Origin of the sequence: Nocardia sp. NPDC051756 (genome assembly GCF_040681495.1) — a bacterium.
Taxonomy (GTDB): Bacteria; Actinomycetota; Actinomycetes; order Mycobacteriales; family Mycobacteriaceae; genus Nocardia.
Window position 1 is genome coordinate 195,392 of sequence record NZ_JBFAYV010000006.1, and the last position, 13,876, is coordinate 209,267.

General features: G+C 69.3%; 15 protein-coding genes. 14 read left to right on the forward strand and 1 reads right to left on the reverse strand.

From position 1 onward, the window contains the following. Nucleotides 1-31: 31 nt before the first annotated feature. From AB0M22_RS27200 to AB0M22_RS27265, 14 genes are all read left to right on the forward strand, one after another. Nucleotides 32-796 (forward strand): GntR family transcriptional regulator, encoded by a 765-nt coding sequence (locus tag AB0M22_RS27200; protein ID WP_364732491.1) that lies wholly within the window; start codon nucleotides 32-34, stop codon nucleotides 794-796. Further along, nucleotides 793-1,230, forward strand: coding sequence for a phosphonate C-P lyase system protein PhnG (locus tag AB0M22_RS27205; RefSeq protein WP_364732494.1), 438 nt, complete (start codon nucleotides 793-795; stop codon nucleotides 1,228-1,230). Before AB0M22_RS27200 ends, AB0M22_RS27205 begins: the two co-directional genes overlap by 4 nt. After that, on the forward strand, nucleotides 1,230-1,802 hold the full coding sequence (gene phnH / locus AB0M22_RS27210; protein WP_364732496.1) for a phosphonate C-P lyase system protein PhnH: 573 nt from the start codon (nucleotides 1,230-1,232) through the stop codon (nucleotides 1,800-1,802). The genes AB0M22_RS27205 and phnH overlap by 1 nt, the downstream gene beginning before the upstream one ends. 1 nt (nucleotide 1,803) lies before the next feature. Further along, nucleotides 1,804-2,919 carry a carbon-phosphorus lyase complex subunit PhnI gene (locus AB0M22_RS27215; RefSeq protein ID WP_364732499.1) on the forward strand — a complete coding sequence of 372 codons (1,116 nt, stop codon included), beginning with the start codon at nucleotides 1,804-1,806 and terminating at the stop codon, nucleotides 2,917-2,919. After that, the gene (locus AB0M22_RS27220) at nucleotides 2,919-4,769 is read left to right on the forward strand and encodes an alpha-D-ribose 1-methylphosphonate 5-phosphate C-P-lyase PhnJ (RefSeq protein WP_364732502.1); all 1,851 of its coding nucleotides are present in this window, start codon (nucleotides 2,919-2,921) and stop codon (nucleotides 4,767-4,769) included. The genes AB0M22_RS27215 and AB0M22_RS27220 overlap by 1 nt, the downstream gene beginning before the upstream one ends. Before the next feature lie 26 nt (nucleotides 4,770-4,795). Then, nucleotides 4,796-5,548 carry an ATP-binding cassette domain-containing protein gene (locus AB0M22_RS27225; RefSeq protein WP_364732505.1) on the forward strand — a complete coding sequence of 251 codons (753 nt, stop codon included), beginning with the start codon at nucleotides 4,796-4,798 and terminating at the stop codon, nucleotides 5,546-5,548. After that, nucleotides 5,545-6,771 (forward strand): alpha-D-ribose 1-methylphosphonate 5-triphosphate diphosphatase, encoded by a 1,227-nt coding sequence (locus AB0M22_RS27230; RefSeq protein ID WP_364732508.1) that lies wholly within the window; start codon nucleotides 5,545-5,547, stop codon nucleotides 6,769-6,771. The genes AB0M22_RS27225 and AB0M22_RS27230 overlap by 4 nt, the downstream gene beginning before the upstream one ends. 184 nt (nucleotides 6,772-6,955) lie before the next feature. Beyond that, nucleotides 6,956-7,903 (forward strand): phosphate/phosphite/phosphonate ABC transporter substrate-binding protein, encoded by a 948-nt coding sequence (locus AB0M22_RS27235; RefSeq protein WP_364732511.1) that lies wholly within the window; start codon nucleotides 6,956-6,958, stop codon nucleotides 7,901-7,903. Nucleotides 7,904-7,908: 5 nt separating this feature from the next. Continuing rightward, nucleotides 7,909-8,721 carry a phosphonate ABC transporter ATP-binding protein gene (phnC, locus tag AB0M22_RS27240; protein WP_364733990.1) on the forward strand — a complete coding sequence of 271 codons (813 nt, stop codon included), beginning with the start codon at nucleotides 7,909-7,911 and terminating at the stop codon, nucleotides 8,719-8,721. Further along, nucleotides 8,718-10,421, forward strand: a complete 1,704-nt coding sequence (phnE, locus tag AB0M22_RS27245) for a phosphonate ABC transporter, permease protein PhnE (RefSeq protein WP_364732514.1) — start codon at nucleotides 8,718-8,720, stop codon at nucleotides 10,419-10,421. Before phnC ends, phnE begins: the two co-directional genes overlap by 4 nt. 27 nt (nucleotides 10,422-10,448) lie before the next feature. Beyond that, complete coding sequence (locus tag AB0M22_RS27250) at nucleotides 10,449-11,267, forward strand: inositol monophosphatase family protein (protein WP_364732517.1); 819 nt, start codon at nucleotides 10,449-10,451, stop codon at nucleotides 11,265-11,267. Between the two features lie 97 nt (nucleotides 11,268-11,364). Then, nucleotides 11,365-11,565, forward strand: coding sequence for a hypothetical protein (locus tag AB0M22_RS27255; protein WP_364732520.1), 201 nt, complete (start codon nucleotides 11,365-11,367; stop codon nucleotides 11,563-11,565). A 29-nt stretch (nucleotides 11,566-11,594) separates the two neighbouring features. Then, complete coding sequence (locus tag AB0M22_RS27260; protein WP_364732523.1) at nucleotides 11,595-12,416, forward strand: SRPBCC family protein; 822 nt, start codon at nucleotides 11,595-11,597, stop codon at nucleotides 12,414-12,416. Between the two features lie 103 nt (nucleotides 12,417-12,519). Further along, nucleotides 12,520-12,966 carry a nitroreductase/quinone reductase family protein gene (locus AB0M22_RS27265; RefSeq protein ID WP_364732526.1) on the forward strand — a complete coding sequence of 149 codons (447 nt, stop codon included), beginning with the start codon at nucleotides 12,520-12,522 and terminating at the stop codon, nucleotides 12,964-12,966. A 23-nt stretch (nucleotides 12,967-12,989) separates the two neighbouring features. Here the strand turns inward: AB0M22_RS27265 and AB0M22_RS27270 are convergent, their stop codons facing one another. After that, nucleotides 12,990-13,853 (reverse strand): CPBP family intramembrane glutamic endopeptidase, encoded by an 864-nt coding sequence (locus AB0M22_RS27270; protein WP_364732529.1) that lies wholly within the window; start codon nucleotides 13,851-13,853, stop codon nucleotides 12,990-12,992. Between the last annotated feature and the right edge of the window lie 23 nt (nucleotides 13,854-13,876).

Below are 13,876 nucleotides of genomic sequence, written 5' to 3' on the forward strand. Positions count from 1 at the left end.
TCCGTACAACCCGTCCGGCCATTGTCGTGGCATGACAGAGCAGCGGTACCGAGCTATCGCGGACGAGCTGGAAGGCGAGATCGCGGGGCTGCGACCCGGCACTCGGCTCGACAGCGAGCACACGTTGATGGAGCGCTTCGGGGTCAGCCGGGCCGCGGCCCGCGCCGCGGTGCAGGAGCTGGAGCGCCGACTGCGGGTGCGCCGGGTGCGCGGGTCGGGCACGTTCGTCAGCGAACGGATCGACTACGTCATCTCGGGCGACCGGCGGCCGTCCTGGCATCGCACGGTGCTGGCGGCGGGTGCCATACCGCGCTCTGTCGTCCGTGAGTCGGCGCTGGCACCGCTCCCGGCGGATTGCGCGCAACGGCTCGAGGTCGAGCCCGGCACGCTCGCACACCATATGACGCGGCTGAGCTACATCAATGACGCGATCGCCGCGTGCGGCTCGGAATGGGTTGCCTACGAGGCGGTTCCGGATCTGGCCGCGGGCATGCGCGTCGAGGAGTCGCTCGACGAGGTGCTGCGCCAGATGGGCCACGTGCATGCGGTCAGGTCGTGGTGCCGGGTCGCCTCCGACATCCCTTCCCCCGAGGTGCAGGAGCGGTTGCAGCTGATCACGGCCGCCCCGGTCTGGGTGGTCGAGTCGGTCAACCGCGACGCCGACACCGGCCGCCCGCTCACCTACAGCACCTCGTGGATGCGTGGCGACGCGGTGCGCGTCGTGATGGAGATCGGCACCGCGCCGACGCATTCCGCGGACGATCCGAACTATCTGAAAGAGGTTGTACAGCAGTGACTTCCCCTGTCTACAGTCGCGAACGCGTCGCCGAGCTACTGGCGGTGGCGCCGGAGCGCGACCTGGTCGACCTGGCCGACGCGTGCCTGGCCGACGGCGTCGAGTTCGCGGTGCTGACCGCGCCCGAAATCGGTTCGATCGCCGCGCAGGTGCGTGAGCCGATCGCCCACGACCGCTTCTTCCTCGGCGCGGTCCTGGCCTGCCGAGCCGAGGTGCTGCTCGGCGGCACCCGCGGGTGGGCCATGCGGATGGGCGACAACCGCAGGGCGACCCTCGCCGCGGCCGTCTGCGCCGCCGAGGTCGAAGCCGAACGCGCACAGCGCGATCGGGTTCTGCACCTGTGTGCCCGAGTCGAGAACGACCAGCGGGCGGCCGAGCGCAGCGAATGGGCGCAATTGGCCCCCACCATCGTGCAATTCGAGGAGTTGACCTGATGACCGTGACCGCCCTCGGCGCGGCCCTGCGACCGGACCAGGCGCAACGCGTCTTTCGCGCCGTCCTGGACGCGTTCGCCCGCCCCGGCATTCCAGTGACATTGCCCCACACCGACTTTCCGGCAGCCCTGCTCCCGGTGCTGTCCCTCGCCGACCTGGAGACCGGCATCCATCTCCTGGACGACGACAGCTGGGACACCGTCGTCGCCGTGGCCACCGGAGCACCCGCTGCCACCTTGCAGTCCGCGAAATATGTGACCGCACTACGCCCGCTCACCGCGGCCGAACTCGGCGCGGTCGCCATCGGCACCGCCCTTGCCCCCGAGTCCGGCGCGACCGTTATCTGCGCCGTCGCAGCACTGTCCGGCGGACCCGCTGTTCGACTCAGCGGCCCCGGAGTACGCGAGCCGATCGAATTCGCCCCGGCGGGCTTCGATTCCGGGCTGTGGTCGGTACGCGAACGACTGGTCGCCGGCTTCCCCGCCGGAATCGACGTCCTCCTGGTAGATCCCGACGGCGGCATGGTCGGCCTCTCGCGCACCACCGTCGTCGATTCCCGAAAGGTCAACTGACATGGGATATTCGGGAGCCCGCGGCGGTCTGGACGCGATCCTCGCCGCCGAGTCCCTGGTGCACGGCGCGCGAAACCACGACCCCGCACCATGGTTGACCACCGAGCAGATCACCGGACGCCTGCGCCTCGCCGTCGACCGGGTGATGGGTGAGGGCGGACTGTACGACGAGAACACCGCCGCGGACGCACTGCGTCAGGCAGAAGGCGACGTCATCGAGGCCACCCACCTGGTCCGCGCCCATCAGTCGACCCTGCCGCGCCTCGCGGTGAGCGAACCGATCGACCCGGACGAGATGGTGGTTCTGCGCCGGATCGTCCCCGCCCACCGCACCCCGGACGGCCCGCAACTACTCGGCCGCACCAGCGACTACACCGGCCGCATGCTCGACCGGAGCGCGCAACCGACCCCGGTCGTCGTCGAGGCTGATCAGCCGTCCGACGCCGAACGCACGGGCGCACAACGACACCCACGCCGCTTCTCCGACCTGCTGCGCGAGCTGGACCTCCTGGTCGACAACCGACCGGCCGCGGACGCGCCGGACCCGGAGCCGTTCGACATCACCAAACACCCGGCCCGCCCACCCGCCCCACGCTCGGCGATCCTGGCCAGCATGGCGCGCGCCGAAACCGGCTCGCTGATCAGCACCTGGTACCGCTCCATCCGCGGCCCCGAGGGCAACCTGCACGAGGTCACCCTCGGCGAGGTCCGGCACGGCCGGCTGCCGCTGCGCGTCGCCCACCCGCACACCGGAAACCCGGTGTCGCTCGGCCACATTCGCGCCTCGGAATGCGAAGCCATCGAGGACCTCGACGGAGTCGACGAGGACCGCAGCCGATTCGACGTCGGCTACGGCCTCTGCTTCGGCCACAACGAACGCAAGGCCATCGCGATGGCCAACCTCGACATCGCCTGGCGCCGCTTCGGCGACGTCGACGGGCTCGAGCAGGTCCTGCTGCTGACCACGGACGGCCTGGATTCCTGCGGCTTCCTCGAACACCTCAAGCTGCCGCACTACGTCACGTTCCGCTCGATGATCGACCGCAAACGCGCGGTGCGCGACCTCGATGCGGACGCGAGCGATCGGATCGCCGACGCGATCGGAAGGACCTGCTGATGAACAGCATCGCCACGCACAGCGAAACAACCACTATGGCAACGGTATTCGCGGCGATCGACGAAGCCGCGATCACCCCGGGCATCCTCGACGAAGGCTCCAAACGCGAGATCCGCCGCGCCACCCTGGCCGCCGTCTGCATCCCCGGCTACCAGGTCCCGTTCGGCTCCAGGGAGATGCCGGTGGCCCGCGGCTGGGGCTCGGGCGGCCTCCAGGTCACCCTGGGCCTGCTCGGTACCGCTGACACCGTGAAGGTCATCGACCAGGGCGACGACGACGGCGTCAACGCCACCAACCTGCGCCGGCTGATCGTGGCCAGCGAGCACTGCGCGCAAACCCAGGACACCCGCGAGAGCACCGTCGTGCAGACCCGGCACCGCATCCCCGAGGAGCCGCTGGTCGAGGGCCAGACCCTGGTCTTGCAGGTCCCGGTCGCCGAACCGCTACGCGGAGTGCAGACCTCGGTGCGCGAGTGCGCCCGCATGCACGCCGAAGCCGACTACTCGATGATCTGGGTGAGCCTCTACGAGGACCTGGTCCGCAACGGCGTCATCACCAAGACCACCGGCTACCCGGTGCTGGTGAACGGCCGCTACGTCATGATCACCACGCCGATCCCGCGCTGGGATGTGCCCCGGCTCAACGATTCCCCGCATCTGTCGCTGTTCGGCGCCGGCCGGGAGAAGCGCATCTTCGCCGTCCCGCCCTACACCGATGTGCGGCCGCTGACCTTCGACGACGTTCCGTTCGAGGTCGAGGGCGACGCCGGACAACGCTGCGCCCGTTGCGGTTCCGCGGACACGTTCCTGGTCGAGGCGCCGGGCGGTCGCCAGTCGTGCAGCGACATCGAATGGTGCACAAGAACTCTCACCGGCGACGTAGATGCGACGACGCACGCCGAGCACGCACCCTTGCGCTTCCTGCCTGACCCGGCTCGCCGCGTCCGCGCCGCGGCGAACGCGGTCCGCCGCGACCCGGTGGAACTCGCCACCCGTCCGGTTCCCGCGACTCCCGACGGCTGGACCCTCGCCGTACACGGCGTCGGCAAGGTGCACGGACCAGGCGGCGCCGCAGCGGTTCCCGGCACCGGCCCGGACACCGGCACCGCCATCAGCCCACGCACCGGCGCGGTCGTCGCGGCCTGGGACGTCAGCTTCGACGTCGCACCGGGCGAGGCTCTCGGCCTGATCGGCGAGTCCGGCTCGGGCAAGTCCACGGTCCTGCGCTGCCTGGTCGGCGAGGAAACCGCAACGGCGGGAACGATGTTCCTCACCACGGTCGGCGCGGGCCGCACCGACGTCTTCGGCCTCGACGCCGCCGCCCGCCGCGCCCTGCGCATCGACACGCTCGGCCTGGTCCACCAGAACCCGGCCGACGGCCTGACCATGCGCGTCTCCGCAGGCGGCAACATCGCCGAACGACTCACCGCCGCCGGCTGGCGCAACTACCACGAGATCCGCGACCGAGCCGCCTACCTGCTGGAACAGGTAGAGGTGCCGCTGGATCGAATGGACGACGCCGTCCACACCTTCTCCGGCGGCATGCGCCAGCGGGTGCAGATCGCCAAGGCGCTGGCCACCGACCCGCGGGTGCTGCTGCTCGACGAGCCGACCACCGGCCTCGACGCCTCGGTCGCCGCCGGCGTGCTCGACCTGCTGCGCAAGCTGCTCGCCGAACGCGACACCGCCGCCGTGGTGGTCAGCCACGACTTCGCCGTCATCGAGGCGCTCACCGATCGCTGCCTGGTGATGAACGTCGGCCGCGTCGTCGAATCCGGCCTCACCGACCAGCTGTTCCAGGACCCGCACCACCCCTACACCCAGCGCCTCGTCGCGTCCGCGCGCAGGTGAACCCGACCATGGCCATGGAGGTGACCATGAACGATCAATCACCCGGCGTCCCAGTGCTTTCCGTCCGTGGACTGCGCAAGACGTTCACCCTGCACACCATCGACGGCCGCACCGTGACCTCGCTGCACGGCGTCGACCTCGACGTCGCGGCCGGCGAGCACGTCGCGTTGGCCGGCCCCAGCGGCGCGGGCAAATCCAGCCTGCTGCGCTGCGTGCACCGCAGCTACCTGCCCGACGCGGGCACCGTCACCCTCGGAACCGATACCGGCCCAGTGGAATTGACCACGCTCGGCGACCGCGAGATGGCCCGGCTGCGCGGCCGCGAACTCGGCTATGTCTCCCAATTCCTTTCGGCCCCGCCGCGCACCGGACCGCTGGAAGTGGTTGCGGCAGCGGGCCGTCGCCGCGGCCTCGACCGCGGCGAGGCGCGCGCGGCGGCCGTGGAGTCGTTGCGCCGCTTGGCCTTGGACGAGACCCTATGGGACGTCGACTGTGGCGTCCTGTCCGGTGGCGAACGTCAACGGGTGAACATCGCGGCAGGCACGGTCCATCCGCCTCGCCTGCTGCTGCTCGACGAACCGGTCTCCGCCCTCGACCCGACCAATCGCGAACGCGCCCTGGACCTCATCGCCTCGCTGTCCGCGCGCGGCGTCGCCGTCCTGGCCGTCTTCCACGACCTGGCCGCGATGCGACAGCTGGCCTCGCGGGTGATCCGCTTCCGCGACGGCCGGATCGCCGAACAGGGCACCCCCGCCGAAGTTTTGGGAGCAGCGGCATGACACACACGCTGGAACAGCCTCGCGCCTGGTCGCTACCGCAGTCACCGCGCGACTACGTCCTCGGACACGTCCGCGCCGTGCTGGCCGACCGCGTGCTCGACGACGCGCGCATCGTCGTCCGCGACGGCCGCATCGTCGAGGTCGGCCCCACCCGCCCGGGCACCGCGGTCGACGTCGACGGCGGCGGACTCCTCTGCACCCCGGGCCTGGTGGACGTGCACTCCGACGGGCTCGAACGCGAGCGCATGCCCCGCCCCGGCGCCGAACTGCCCTGGCTGTTCTCGATGATGTCGTTCGAGGGCAAGCTGCGCGCCGCCGGCGTCACCACCGTCTTCCACGGCGCCTCGTTCTCCGACCAGGAGTCGGCCAAGGATCGGCGCAGCGTGGACGCCGCGCTACAGATGTGCCGGGCGATCGCCGAATGGAACGGACGCGACAGCGTCGGCCAGCTGGTCGATCACCGGGTGCTCTACCGGCTGGACGTGCGTTCGGCGGCCGGTTTGGCCGCGCTGCAAGGTCATTTCGACCAGCAGGTCGCCGCCGACCGGATCCGCCGCGACGCCCAGGCCGTCATCTCGCACGAGGACCACACCCCGGGCATCGGGCAGTACGCCGATCGCACGTTCTACGAGAAGTACATGGTCGGCATGCGCGGAATGAACGCCGAGCAGGCCCGCGATGCCGTCGACGAACTCATCCGCGACCGCGCGGGCAACATCGCGGTCCGCGAGGAATCGATGGACTGGCTGGCCCGGCAGGCCGAAACCGGCCGGGTGCGGATCTTCGGCCACGACCCCGAATCCGCGGTGGAGATCGCCGACCTGGCTCGCCGCGGCGGCAATGTCGCCGAGTTCCCGACCACCGAGGAGGCGGCCCGCGAGGCCCGCGTCCGCGGCATGTCGGTGGTCATGGGCGGGCCGAACATCCTGCGCGGCGGCTCGCACTCGGGCAACGTGTCCGCCGCGGAACTGGCCGGACTCGACCTGGTCACCGCGCTGGCGTCGGACTACCTGCCCTCCTCACTGCTCGGCGCCGCGTTCAATCTGGCGGACAACGCGACCATGCCGCTGCACGCGGCGATCGCGCTGATCACCAGCGGCCCGGCCGCCGCGGTCGGGCTGTCCGATCGCGGCGCATTGGCCCAGGGCCAGCGCGCGGATCTCGTGCTGATCAGCCGCGAACACGGCTGTCCCGTCGTCCGTTCGGTGCTGCGGGCGCACTGATATCGCGGTCGAGCAGTCCGCGCCGTGGTGAACAACTCGCGCCACCTGCCCCTGGGCGTTTCGCCGGGATTCACTGGCGGTTGGAGCGGGGGACACGGCGGTCGCGGACGCTCGACCCTGCGGTGCGGTCTCGCCCGCCCCCTCTTCAAGGCCCGGACCTCGGGGCATAGAAGGAGAAGACTTCATGGGTAGCAAGATTCGCCCGGTGTTCGCCGCGGCCGCGATCGCGGCGGTCGCCGTGCTGGCGCTGGCCGGTTGCGGTAGCAGCGCAGTGAAAACCGACGCAGGCAAATCCGAGGATCCGCAGACGCTGGTGTTCGCGTCCATTCCCTCGGAGAACTCGCAGAGCCTGCAACAGCAGTACAAGCTGGTCGCCGACGCCATCGAGAAGTCGACCGGCCACCGCGTGCAATTCCAGAACGCCACCGACTACGCGGCCGTGATCGAGGGCCAGCGCGCGGGCAAGATCCAGCTCGCCGGCTACGGGCCGTTCTCCTACGTCACCGCGAAAGACAGCGGCGTGCCCACGGTGCCGATCGCCGCACCGATCAAGCAGGCGGGCGCCGCACCCGGCTACCTGTCCTACGGCATCGTCAAGGCGGGCTCGAACATCAAGAGCCTGGCCGACTTCCGCGGCAAGACGGTCTGCTTCGTCGATCCCTCTTCGACGTCCGGCTACCTGTACCCGTCCGCCGGGCTGAAGGCGGCGGGCGTCGATCCGGAGAAGGACATCACGCCGGTCTTCGCCGGCGGTCACGACGCCTCGGTGCTGGCCGTGAACAGCGGTCAGTGCGACGCGGGATTCGCCTACGACACGATCGTGGACAAGACCCTGCTGGAGAAGAACCAGATCAAGGCCGGCGACATCACCGTGCTGTGGAAGTCGGAGACCATCGCCGCGAGCCCGGTGGCGATGAGCAGCACGCTCTCCCCTGAGTTGCAGGCCAAGCTCACCGCGGTGTTCCGCGACATGCTGAACAAGCCCGCGCTGATCCAGGCCGGGACGTGCACCGACGAGAAGAGCTGCCAGCTGCCCGAGGCCGCGTACGGCTATGCGGTGGTGCAGGATTCGCTCTACGACGGGGTCCGCAAGGTCTGCCAGATCACCAAGGCGAAGGTCTGCCAGTCGTGACCGGCGTGCCCGCGGACGTCGCGCTCGGCGCGACCATCGACCGCATCCTGCGCCCGGCGATCCGCCTCGACCACGTGCGCAAGGACTTCGGGCCGCAGCTCAGCGCACTCGACGACGTGTCGCTCGAGGTGTATCCGGGGGAGGTGCTCGCGCTGCTCGGACTGTCCGGATCGGGTAAGTCGACGCTGCTGCGGCTGCTCGACGGCCTGCATCTGCCCAGCGCGGGCACGGTGACGGTGCTCGGCCAGGACCTGGGCTCGGCGCGCGGCAGCGAGTTGCGTGCGCTGCGTCGCCGGGTGGGTTTCGTGTTCCAGCAGTTCCATCTCGTCGGCAATATGTCGGTGCTGGAGAACGTGTGCACCGGCGCGCTCGGCACGTTGCGCGGTCCGCGGATCGGGCTGTTCATGTACCCGAAGGCGGTGCGCACTGCCGCGATGGAGCAGCTCGATCGAGTCGGGCTGGCGGACCGGCCATTTCAGCGGGCTGACACCCTCTCCGGTGGGCAGCAGCAGCGGGTCGCGGTGGCCAGGGCGCTGGTGCAGCGGCCGAAGATTCTGCTGGCCGACGAGCCGGTGGCGTCGCTGGATCCCGAGTCGTCGGCGCAGGTCATGGCGTTGATCGCGCAGGTCGCCGCCGAAGACAATCTGACCGTCCTGTGCAGCCTGCATCAGGTCGAGTTGGCGGTGTCCTGGGCGCATCGCCTGGTCGGCCTGCGCTCCGGCCGAGTGGTGCTCGACAAGCAGGTTTCCGCGCTCGATCGGCACGACACGATGTCGATCTACTCGAGCGTCGCCGCCTCGACCACCCAATTCGCATGAACGCCACGGTTGTTCAGCTGCCGGTTCGCGCGCCGGCCCCGGCGACGCTGCGGCGGCCGTCGGGCACCGCGCTCGGCGTCACCGCCGTCTACACGGTGTGGTTGATCGCCTCGCTGTGGTCGGTGGCCTCGTTGCAACTCAACCTGGCCACCTTCGTCGACAGCATCGGCAACGCCGCCGATTTCGTGTCCCGGATCTTCCCGCTGGACTTCCCGCCGTTCGGCGAGGTCGTGCGGATGACCGCGCAGACGCTCGCCATCGTCACCTGCGCAACGGCATTGAGCGTCGCGCTGAGTGTGCCGGTGTCGCTGGCCGCCGCCCGCAACACCAATCGGCACGGCTGGCTGCGCTGGGCCATGCGCGCGGTCATCGTCGTGACGCGGGCGCTGCCCGAAATCGTCTTGGCCATCGTGTTTTTGCGGTTGTTCGGACTCGGGCCCGCGGCGGGCATCCTGGCGCTGGCCATCCACTCCGTCGGCATGGTCGGCAAGATGTACGCCGACGCGATCGAGGACACCCCGGCGGGGCCGCGGGACGCCTTGCGCGCCGCCGGGGCGACGTGGTCGCAGCAGATCACCGGAGGCGTTGTGCCGCAGGCGATGCCCGCGTTCATCGCGACCGCGCTGCATCGGTTCGACATCAACCTGCGGGCCTCGGTGCTGCTCGGTTACGTCGGCGTCGGCGGCATCGGCATGGAACTGTCGCTGGCGATGAAGACCCTGGACTATCGGCGCGGAATCACGTTGGCGCTGTTGATCGTCGGGCTGTGCATCGTGATCGAGACGATCTCCGGCGCGGTGCGCTCGGCCATGCTCGGTGCGCAGGCACCGGCGCGGGCGGGATGGTGGAGCAAGCTTCGGCACCGAGTCACCGGCGGATGGGTAGACGGCGGAGCCGTTGCGGCCGTGGACAAGCCGCACCCGATCAGTCCGCCGTGGTCTGCCGGGCGCATTCGTCGCGCCGGATACTTCGCGCTGACTGCGTTGATCCTGATCGCGTCGGTGTGGGGCGCGGGGATCGATGTCTCGCGCATGGCCGACGGCATTTCCACGATGTGGACCACCCTCGGTCTGTTCGTCCCGCCCAGCACGGGCGGCATCGGCGGCGAACTGTTCGCGCAGTTGCTCGTCACGGTCCAGATCGCGCTTGCCGCGACGTTTCTCGGACTGGTGCTCGCGGTGCCCATCGGCATGCTCGCGGCTCGCAACGTCGCGCCGACGCCGGGCATCGCGCGGTTCTTCCGGATCGTCATCGTCGTCGTGCGCGGCATCCCGGACCTGATCTTCGCGATCATCTTCATCGTCATCACCGGACTCGGCGCGCCCGCGGGTGCGCTGGCGTTGGCGGTCGGCGCGGTCGGCCTGCTCGGCAAACTCATCGCGGATTCGCTGGAGGAGTCCGATGTGCGGGTGCAGCAGGCGGTTTCGTCCGCCGGTGCGACCAGGCCGCAGGTGTTCATCGCGGCGACGGTGCGCCAATGTGCGCCTGCGTTGGCGGCGCACGTGTTCTATCAGCTCGACGTCAACATTCGCGCCGCGACTCTGCTCGGCGTCGTCGGCGCGGGCGGCATCGGCTTCTATCTGATGAACGCCGCACGCGTCCTCCAGTTCGACGTCGTCACCACGATCGTGCTGATGGTCTTCGCCGTCGTGCTGGCCGTCGAAGGCGTCGCGATGTGGGTCCGCCGCGCACTGTCCTGATTCTTCCCGAACCCCGGAGTGTTATCCATGATCATCTCGAATCCCGTTGGCGCCGAAGCGAACAAGGCACTGCTCGCCGCCGCGGACGCGGCCGTGCTCGCGCACCGCGACGCGCTGGCGACGCATTCGCCCGCCGAACTGAGCGCGATCAGAATGGAGGGTGCCGACGGAACGCCGACTATGTTCATCGACGTGCTGGTCGAGGACGCGATCATCGCCGCGGCGACCGCCGCCGGGGTGAATGTGCTGTCCGAGGAACGGGGTTGGGTGGATGTGGGGTCGGCGGTGACCTTGGTCGTCGATCCCGTGGACGGCTCCGCGAATGCCGCCGCGGGTATCCCGCTGGCGTGTTTCAGTGCGGCGGTGGCCATCGACGGCGAGTTCACCGAGGCCATGACCGTGTGGCTGCACACCGACGAGCGCTGGTGGGCCACCCGTGAACACAGTCAGTTCCGCACCAGCGGCCGCCGGATGGTCGAGGGCGCGGCGGTCTCCGTGCTGCGCCCACACCCGCGCAATTGGGACGCGTGGTCCCGAGTTGCCGAGACGGCCGGCCGAATCCGCATCCTCAGTTGCAGCACGCTGGACGCGGCATTCGTCGCGACCGGTGCCATCGATGCCTTCGTCGACGCTGGTAGCGACACCCATCGCCTGATGGACATCGCCGCCGCCACGATCCTGGTCGGCGCGTCCGGCGGCACCGTGCTCGACGCGTTCGATCGCCCGATCGTCTTCGACACCGACCTCACCCGCCGCTGGAGTGGCATCGTCGCCGCCACCGACGAACTCGCCGACGAACTCCGCGCGCTGATCCAGGGCGGCGGTGCATCGAGGACAACGACCTGATTGCGCCGCCCGACACACCACGGCAAACCCCCTGGAATTGCCCTGACCTGCCACTACAGTCGGGCCTACGGGCAACACGACAGGCGGGAGCTGACGGATGTGGGCGGTCGTCGACAAGTGGTACGCCGGTAGGTATGAGGGCTTCGGGGTCCTGATCACCGAGGACTGCGAGGAAGTCATCGCCCGAGATCCGGTGGTGGACAGCGACATTCCGTTGAAAGCGGGCGATCGCGTGCTGATCGACTACATTTCGAGCCCCGACGGAGCGGGCACGATCAAGCTGGTCAAGGTCCAGTAGAAGTCATCCCATCGTCCTACGCTGGTGTGGTGTTCGATTCGCCCACCCTCGATCTGGCACCGTACGCGGACTTCGCCGATATGCCCGCCCACCTGCGGCCCACGTATTGCAGCTGGCATGACGCCAGCTGGCGGTCGCTGCTGGTGCAGACGTTCGATCACGCCACCGAGGCCGAAGATGTCGCGCTGCCCGCAGTGGCCGACCTGCACCTCGTGCTGTGCGTAGCGGGCGATGCGGTCATGCGGACACACGCCGACGAGAACTCGGTGCGCCGCTGGGTTCCGGGCACGTTGGAACTCATGGTGCGCGGCCGCCCGCTTAGTTTCGAACCGGCGCAGCAACTCTCGCGCCCCGGACGGCCTGTGCCGGCTGTGAACGAAAGGATCTCCGCCATGCAGAGCTACGACGCGACCGCGACCTCGGCCGCCTCGCCCGCCGTCATCTGGCGCCTGCTCATCGACGCCCGCACCTGGCCCGAATGGTCGACCGTCGACGCGCTGGACACCGAACGCTCCAGCGGCCTCGATCCCGACGGCCACGATCGGATCGGCACGGTCCGCGCGTTCCGCACCGGCCGAATCGTCACCGCGGAGCGCCTGATCGGCCTCGATGAGGAGAAACGCCTCACCTACGAAGACGAATTCAACTGGGCCATCCGCGATTACCAGGCCGTAGTCGACCTGGTACCCACCGCCGACGGCGGCACCACCATCCACTGGTACGGAACCTACACCGCCCGTTGGGGATTGGGCTGGCTCATGCGCGGAATCATGCGCCGCACCATGCAACGCATGGCCGACGGCCTGGCCATCCACGCAACAATCCGATCCGCCGGCAGCAAGACCCCGTGATGAGCGCTCGCGGGGGAGTTCGATCCGGCTATTGCGCAGGTATCCGGTACCGGTAGTCTGGGGAACGTCAGAGCTCGGTCGCGTTCAGCGTGGTGAGGACCTCATGCCATCGAATTTCGCTCTCAAGACGATGAATACGGCGCATCGAGTGCTGTTGAAGGTCAGTTGCGGGAAGTTGGGCAACGACTTCGGCGGGATGCCGTCGGTCGAGCTCGTGACCACCGGACGCAAGTCCGGGCGCGAGCACGCGGTGATGCTGACCGCGCCGATCGTCGACGGGAACACCTACGTGGTGGTCGCCTCCCGTGGCGGCGACCCGACGCATCCGGCCTGGTTCCTGAACCTGCGGGACAACCCGAACGTCCTGGTCTCGGTGCGTAGCGGACCGCGCGTGCCGATGATCGCCAAGGTCGCCGACGCCGCCGAGCGGGCCGCCCTGTGGCCGCGGGTAACCGCCGCGCAGAAGGTGTACGCCGGCTACCAGAAGAAGACCACCCGCGAAATCCCGCTGGTGCTGTTGAGCCCGGCCGCGGACCCCGCGTCGAACTGATCGTCGTTGCCGGCCGGGCGGATTCACGCCGGCGATTGCCGCGGTGATCTGCCCGAAAGCCGGTAGAGGAGCACGACGCCGATCACATTGGCGGCGAGCGTCAGCACTCCCTGCTCGCCGAGCCACAGCCAGGCCTGAGATCCCGACGTGTGCGGGTCGAACACGCTCTGGATCACGCTGTTCCACGACGCGTGCAGCACGACGGCCGGCCAGATGCTGCCGGTATCCAGCCGGAGCCGGGCGAACACGTACGAAACCACCGTCACCTGAACCACGAAGAGCGCGGCGATCAACGGCACGGATCCGCCATTGCCGGTCAGGTAACTGCCGCCGAGGATCAACGGCAGATGCCAAGCGGCCCAGATCAATCCGCTGACCAAGATCGGCCGGGGCACGCCCGCATCGATGAGCCGGGTGAGCAGATACCCGCGCCACCCGAGTTCCTCGCCGAGCGCGAACACCAATCCGATCGCCGTGCCCAGCCCGAGCCCGACGAGCAGTTCGCCACCGAATGCGACCCATCCGGTGGATGCGCCTGCGGGCGAAGTGAAGTCGGCCAGCCCGCTCGCCCAGCCCACACCGTAGGCGGCCGCGGCGATGGCGACCGGATAGCCGAGCCCGATCAACAACGCCCACCAGGTGCGCCGGCCACCGAGCCGCAGCGAGATATCGCCGAACCCTTCCCGCAAGATCAGCCGGCTGATCAGCCCCGCCACGCCGGGCGCCCACATCAGGAACAGGATCGCGATCTCGTTCTCCGCGACCACCGCGTAGATCATGGCGGGCGCGGAGAAGACGACCAGTCCGACCAGGAAGACACCGACCCCGCGCCGCGCCGTTCGACGCCGATCCGCTGCCGACAGATCAACGTGCTGCCCAAGTGTCATGCAGGCACAGTAGGCAGCACCGA

Excerpts from the sequence above, each read along its gene's own strand:
- AB0M22_RS27200 (WP_364732491.1), top strand. The coding sequence starts at position 32 with ATGACAGAGCAGCGGTACCGAGCTATCGCGGACGAGCTGGAAGGCGAG.
- phnH (WP_364732496.1), top strand. The coding sequence starts at position 1,230 with ATGACCGTGACCGCCCTCGGCGCGGCCCTGCGACCGGACCAGGCGCAA.
- AB0M22_RS27215 (WP_364732499.1), top strand. The coding sequence starts at position 1,804 with ATGGGATATTCGGGAGCCCGCGGCGGTCTGGACGCGATCCTCGCCGCC.
- AB0M22_RS27220 (WP_364732502.1), top strand. The coding sequence starts at position 2,919 with ATGAACAGCATCGCCACGCACAGCGAAACAACCACTATGGCAACGGTA.
- AB0M22_RS27225 (WP_364732505.1), top strand. The coding sequence starts at position 4,796 with ATGAACGATCAATCACCCGGCGTCCCAGTGCTTTCCGTCCGTGGACTG.
- AB0M22_RS27230 (WP_364732508.1), top strand. The coding sequence starts at position 5,545 with ATGACACACACGCTGGAACAGCCTCGCGCCTGGTCGCTACCGCAGTCA.
- AB0M22_RS27235 (WP_364732511.1), top strand. The coding sequence starts at position 6,956 with ATGGGTAGCAAGATTCGCCCGGTGTTCGCCGCGGCCGCGATCGCGGCG.
- phnE (WP_364732514.1), top strand. The coding sequence starts at position 8,718 with ATGAACGCCACGGTTGTTCAGCTGCCGGTTCGCGCGCCGGCCCCGGCG.
- AB0M22_RS27250 (WP_364732517.1), top strand. The coding sequence starts at position 10,449 with ATGATCATCTCGAATCCCGTTGGCGCCGAAGCGAACAAGGCACTGCTC.
- AB0M22_RS27255 (WP_364732520.1), top strand. The coding sequence starts at position 11,365 with ATGTGGGCGGTCGTCGACAAGTGGTACGCCGGTAGGTATGAGGGCTTC.
- AB0M22_RS27265 (WP_364732526.1), top strand. The coding sequence starts at position 12,520 with ATGCCATCGAATTTCGCTCTCAAGACGATGAATACGGCGCATCGAGTG.
- AB0M22_RS27270 (WP_364732529.1), bottom strand. The coding sequence starts at position 13,853 with ATGACACTTGGGCAGCACGTTGATCTGTCGGCAGCGGATCGGCGTCGA.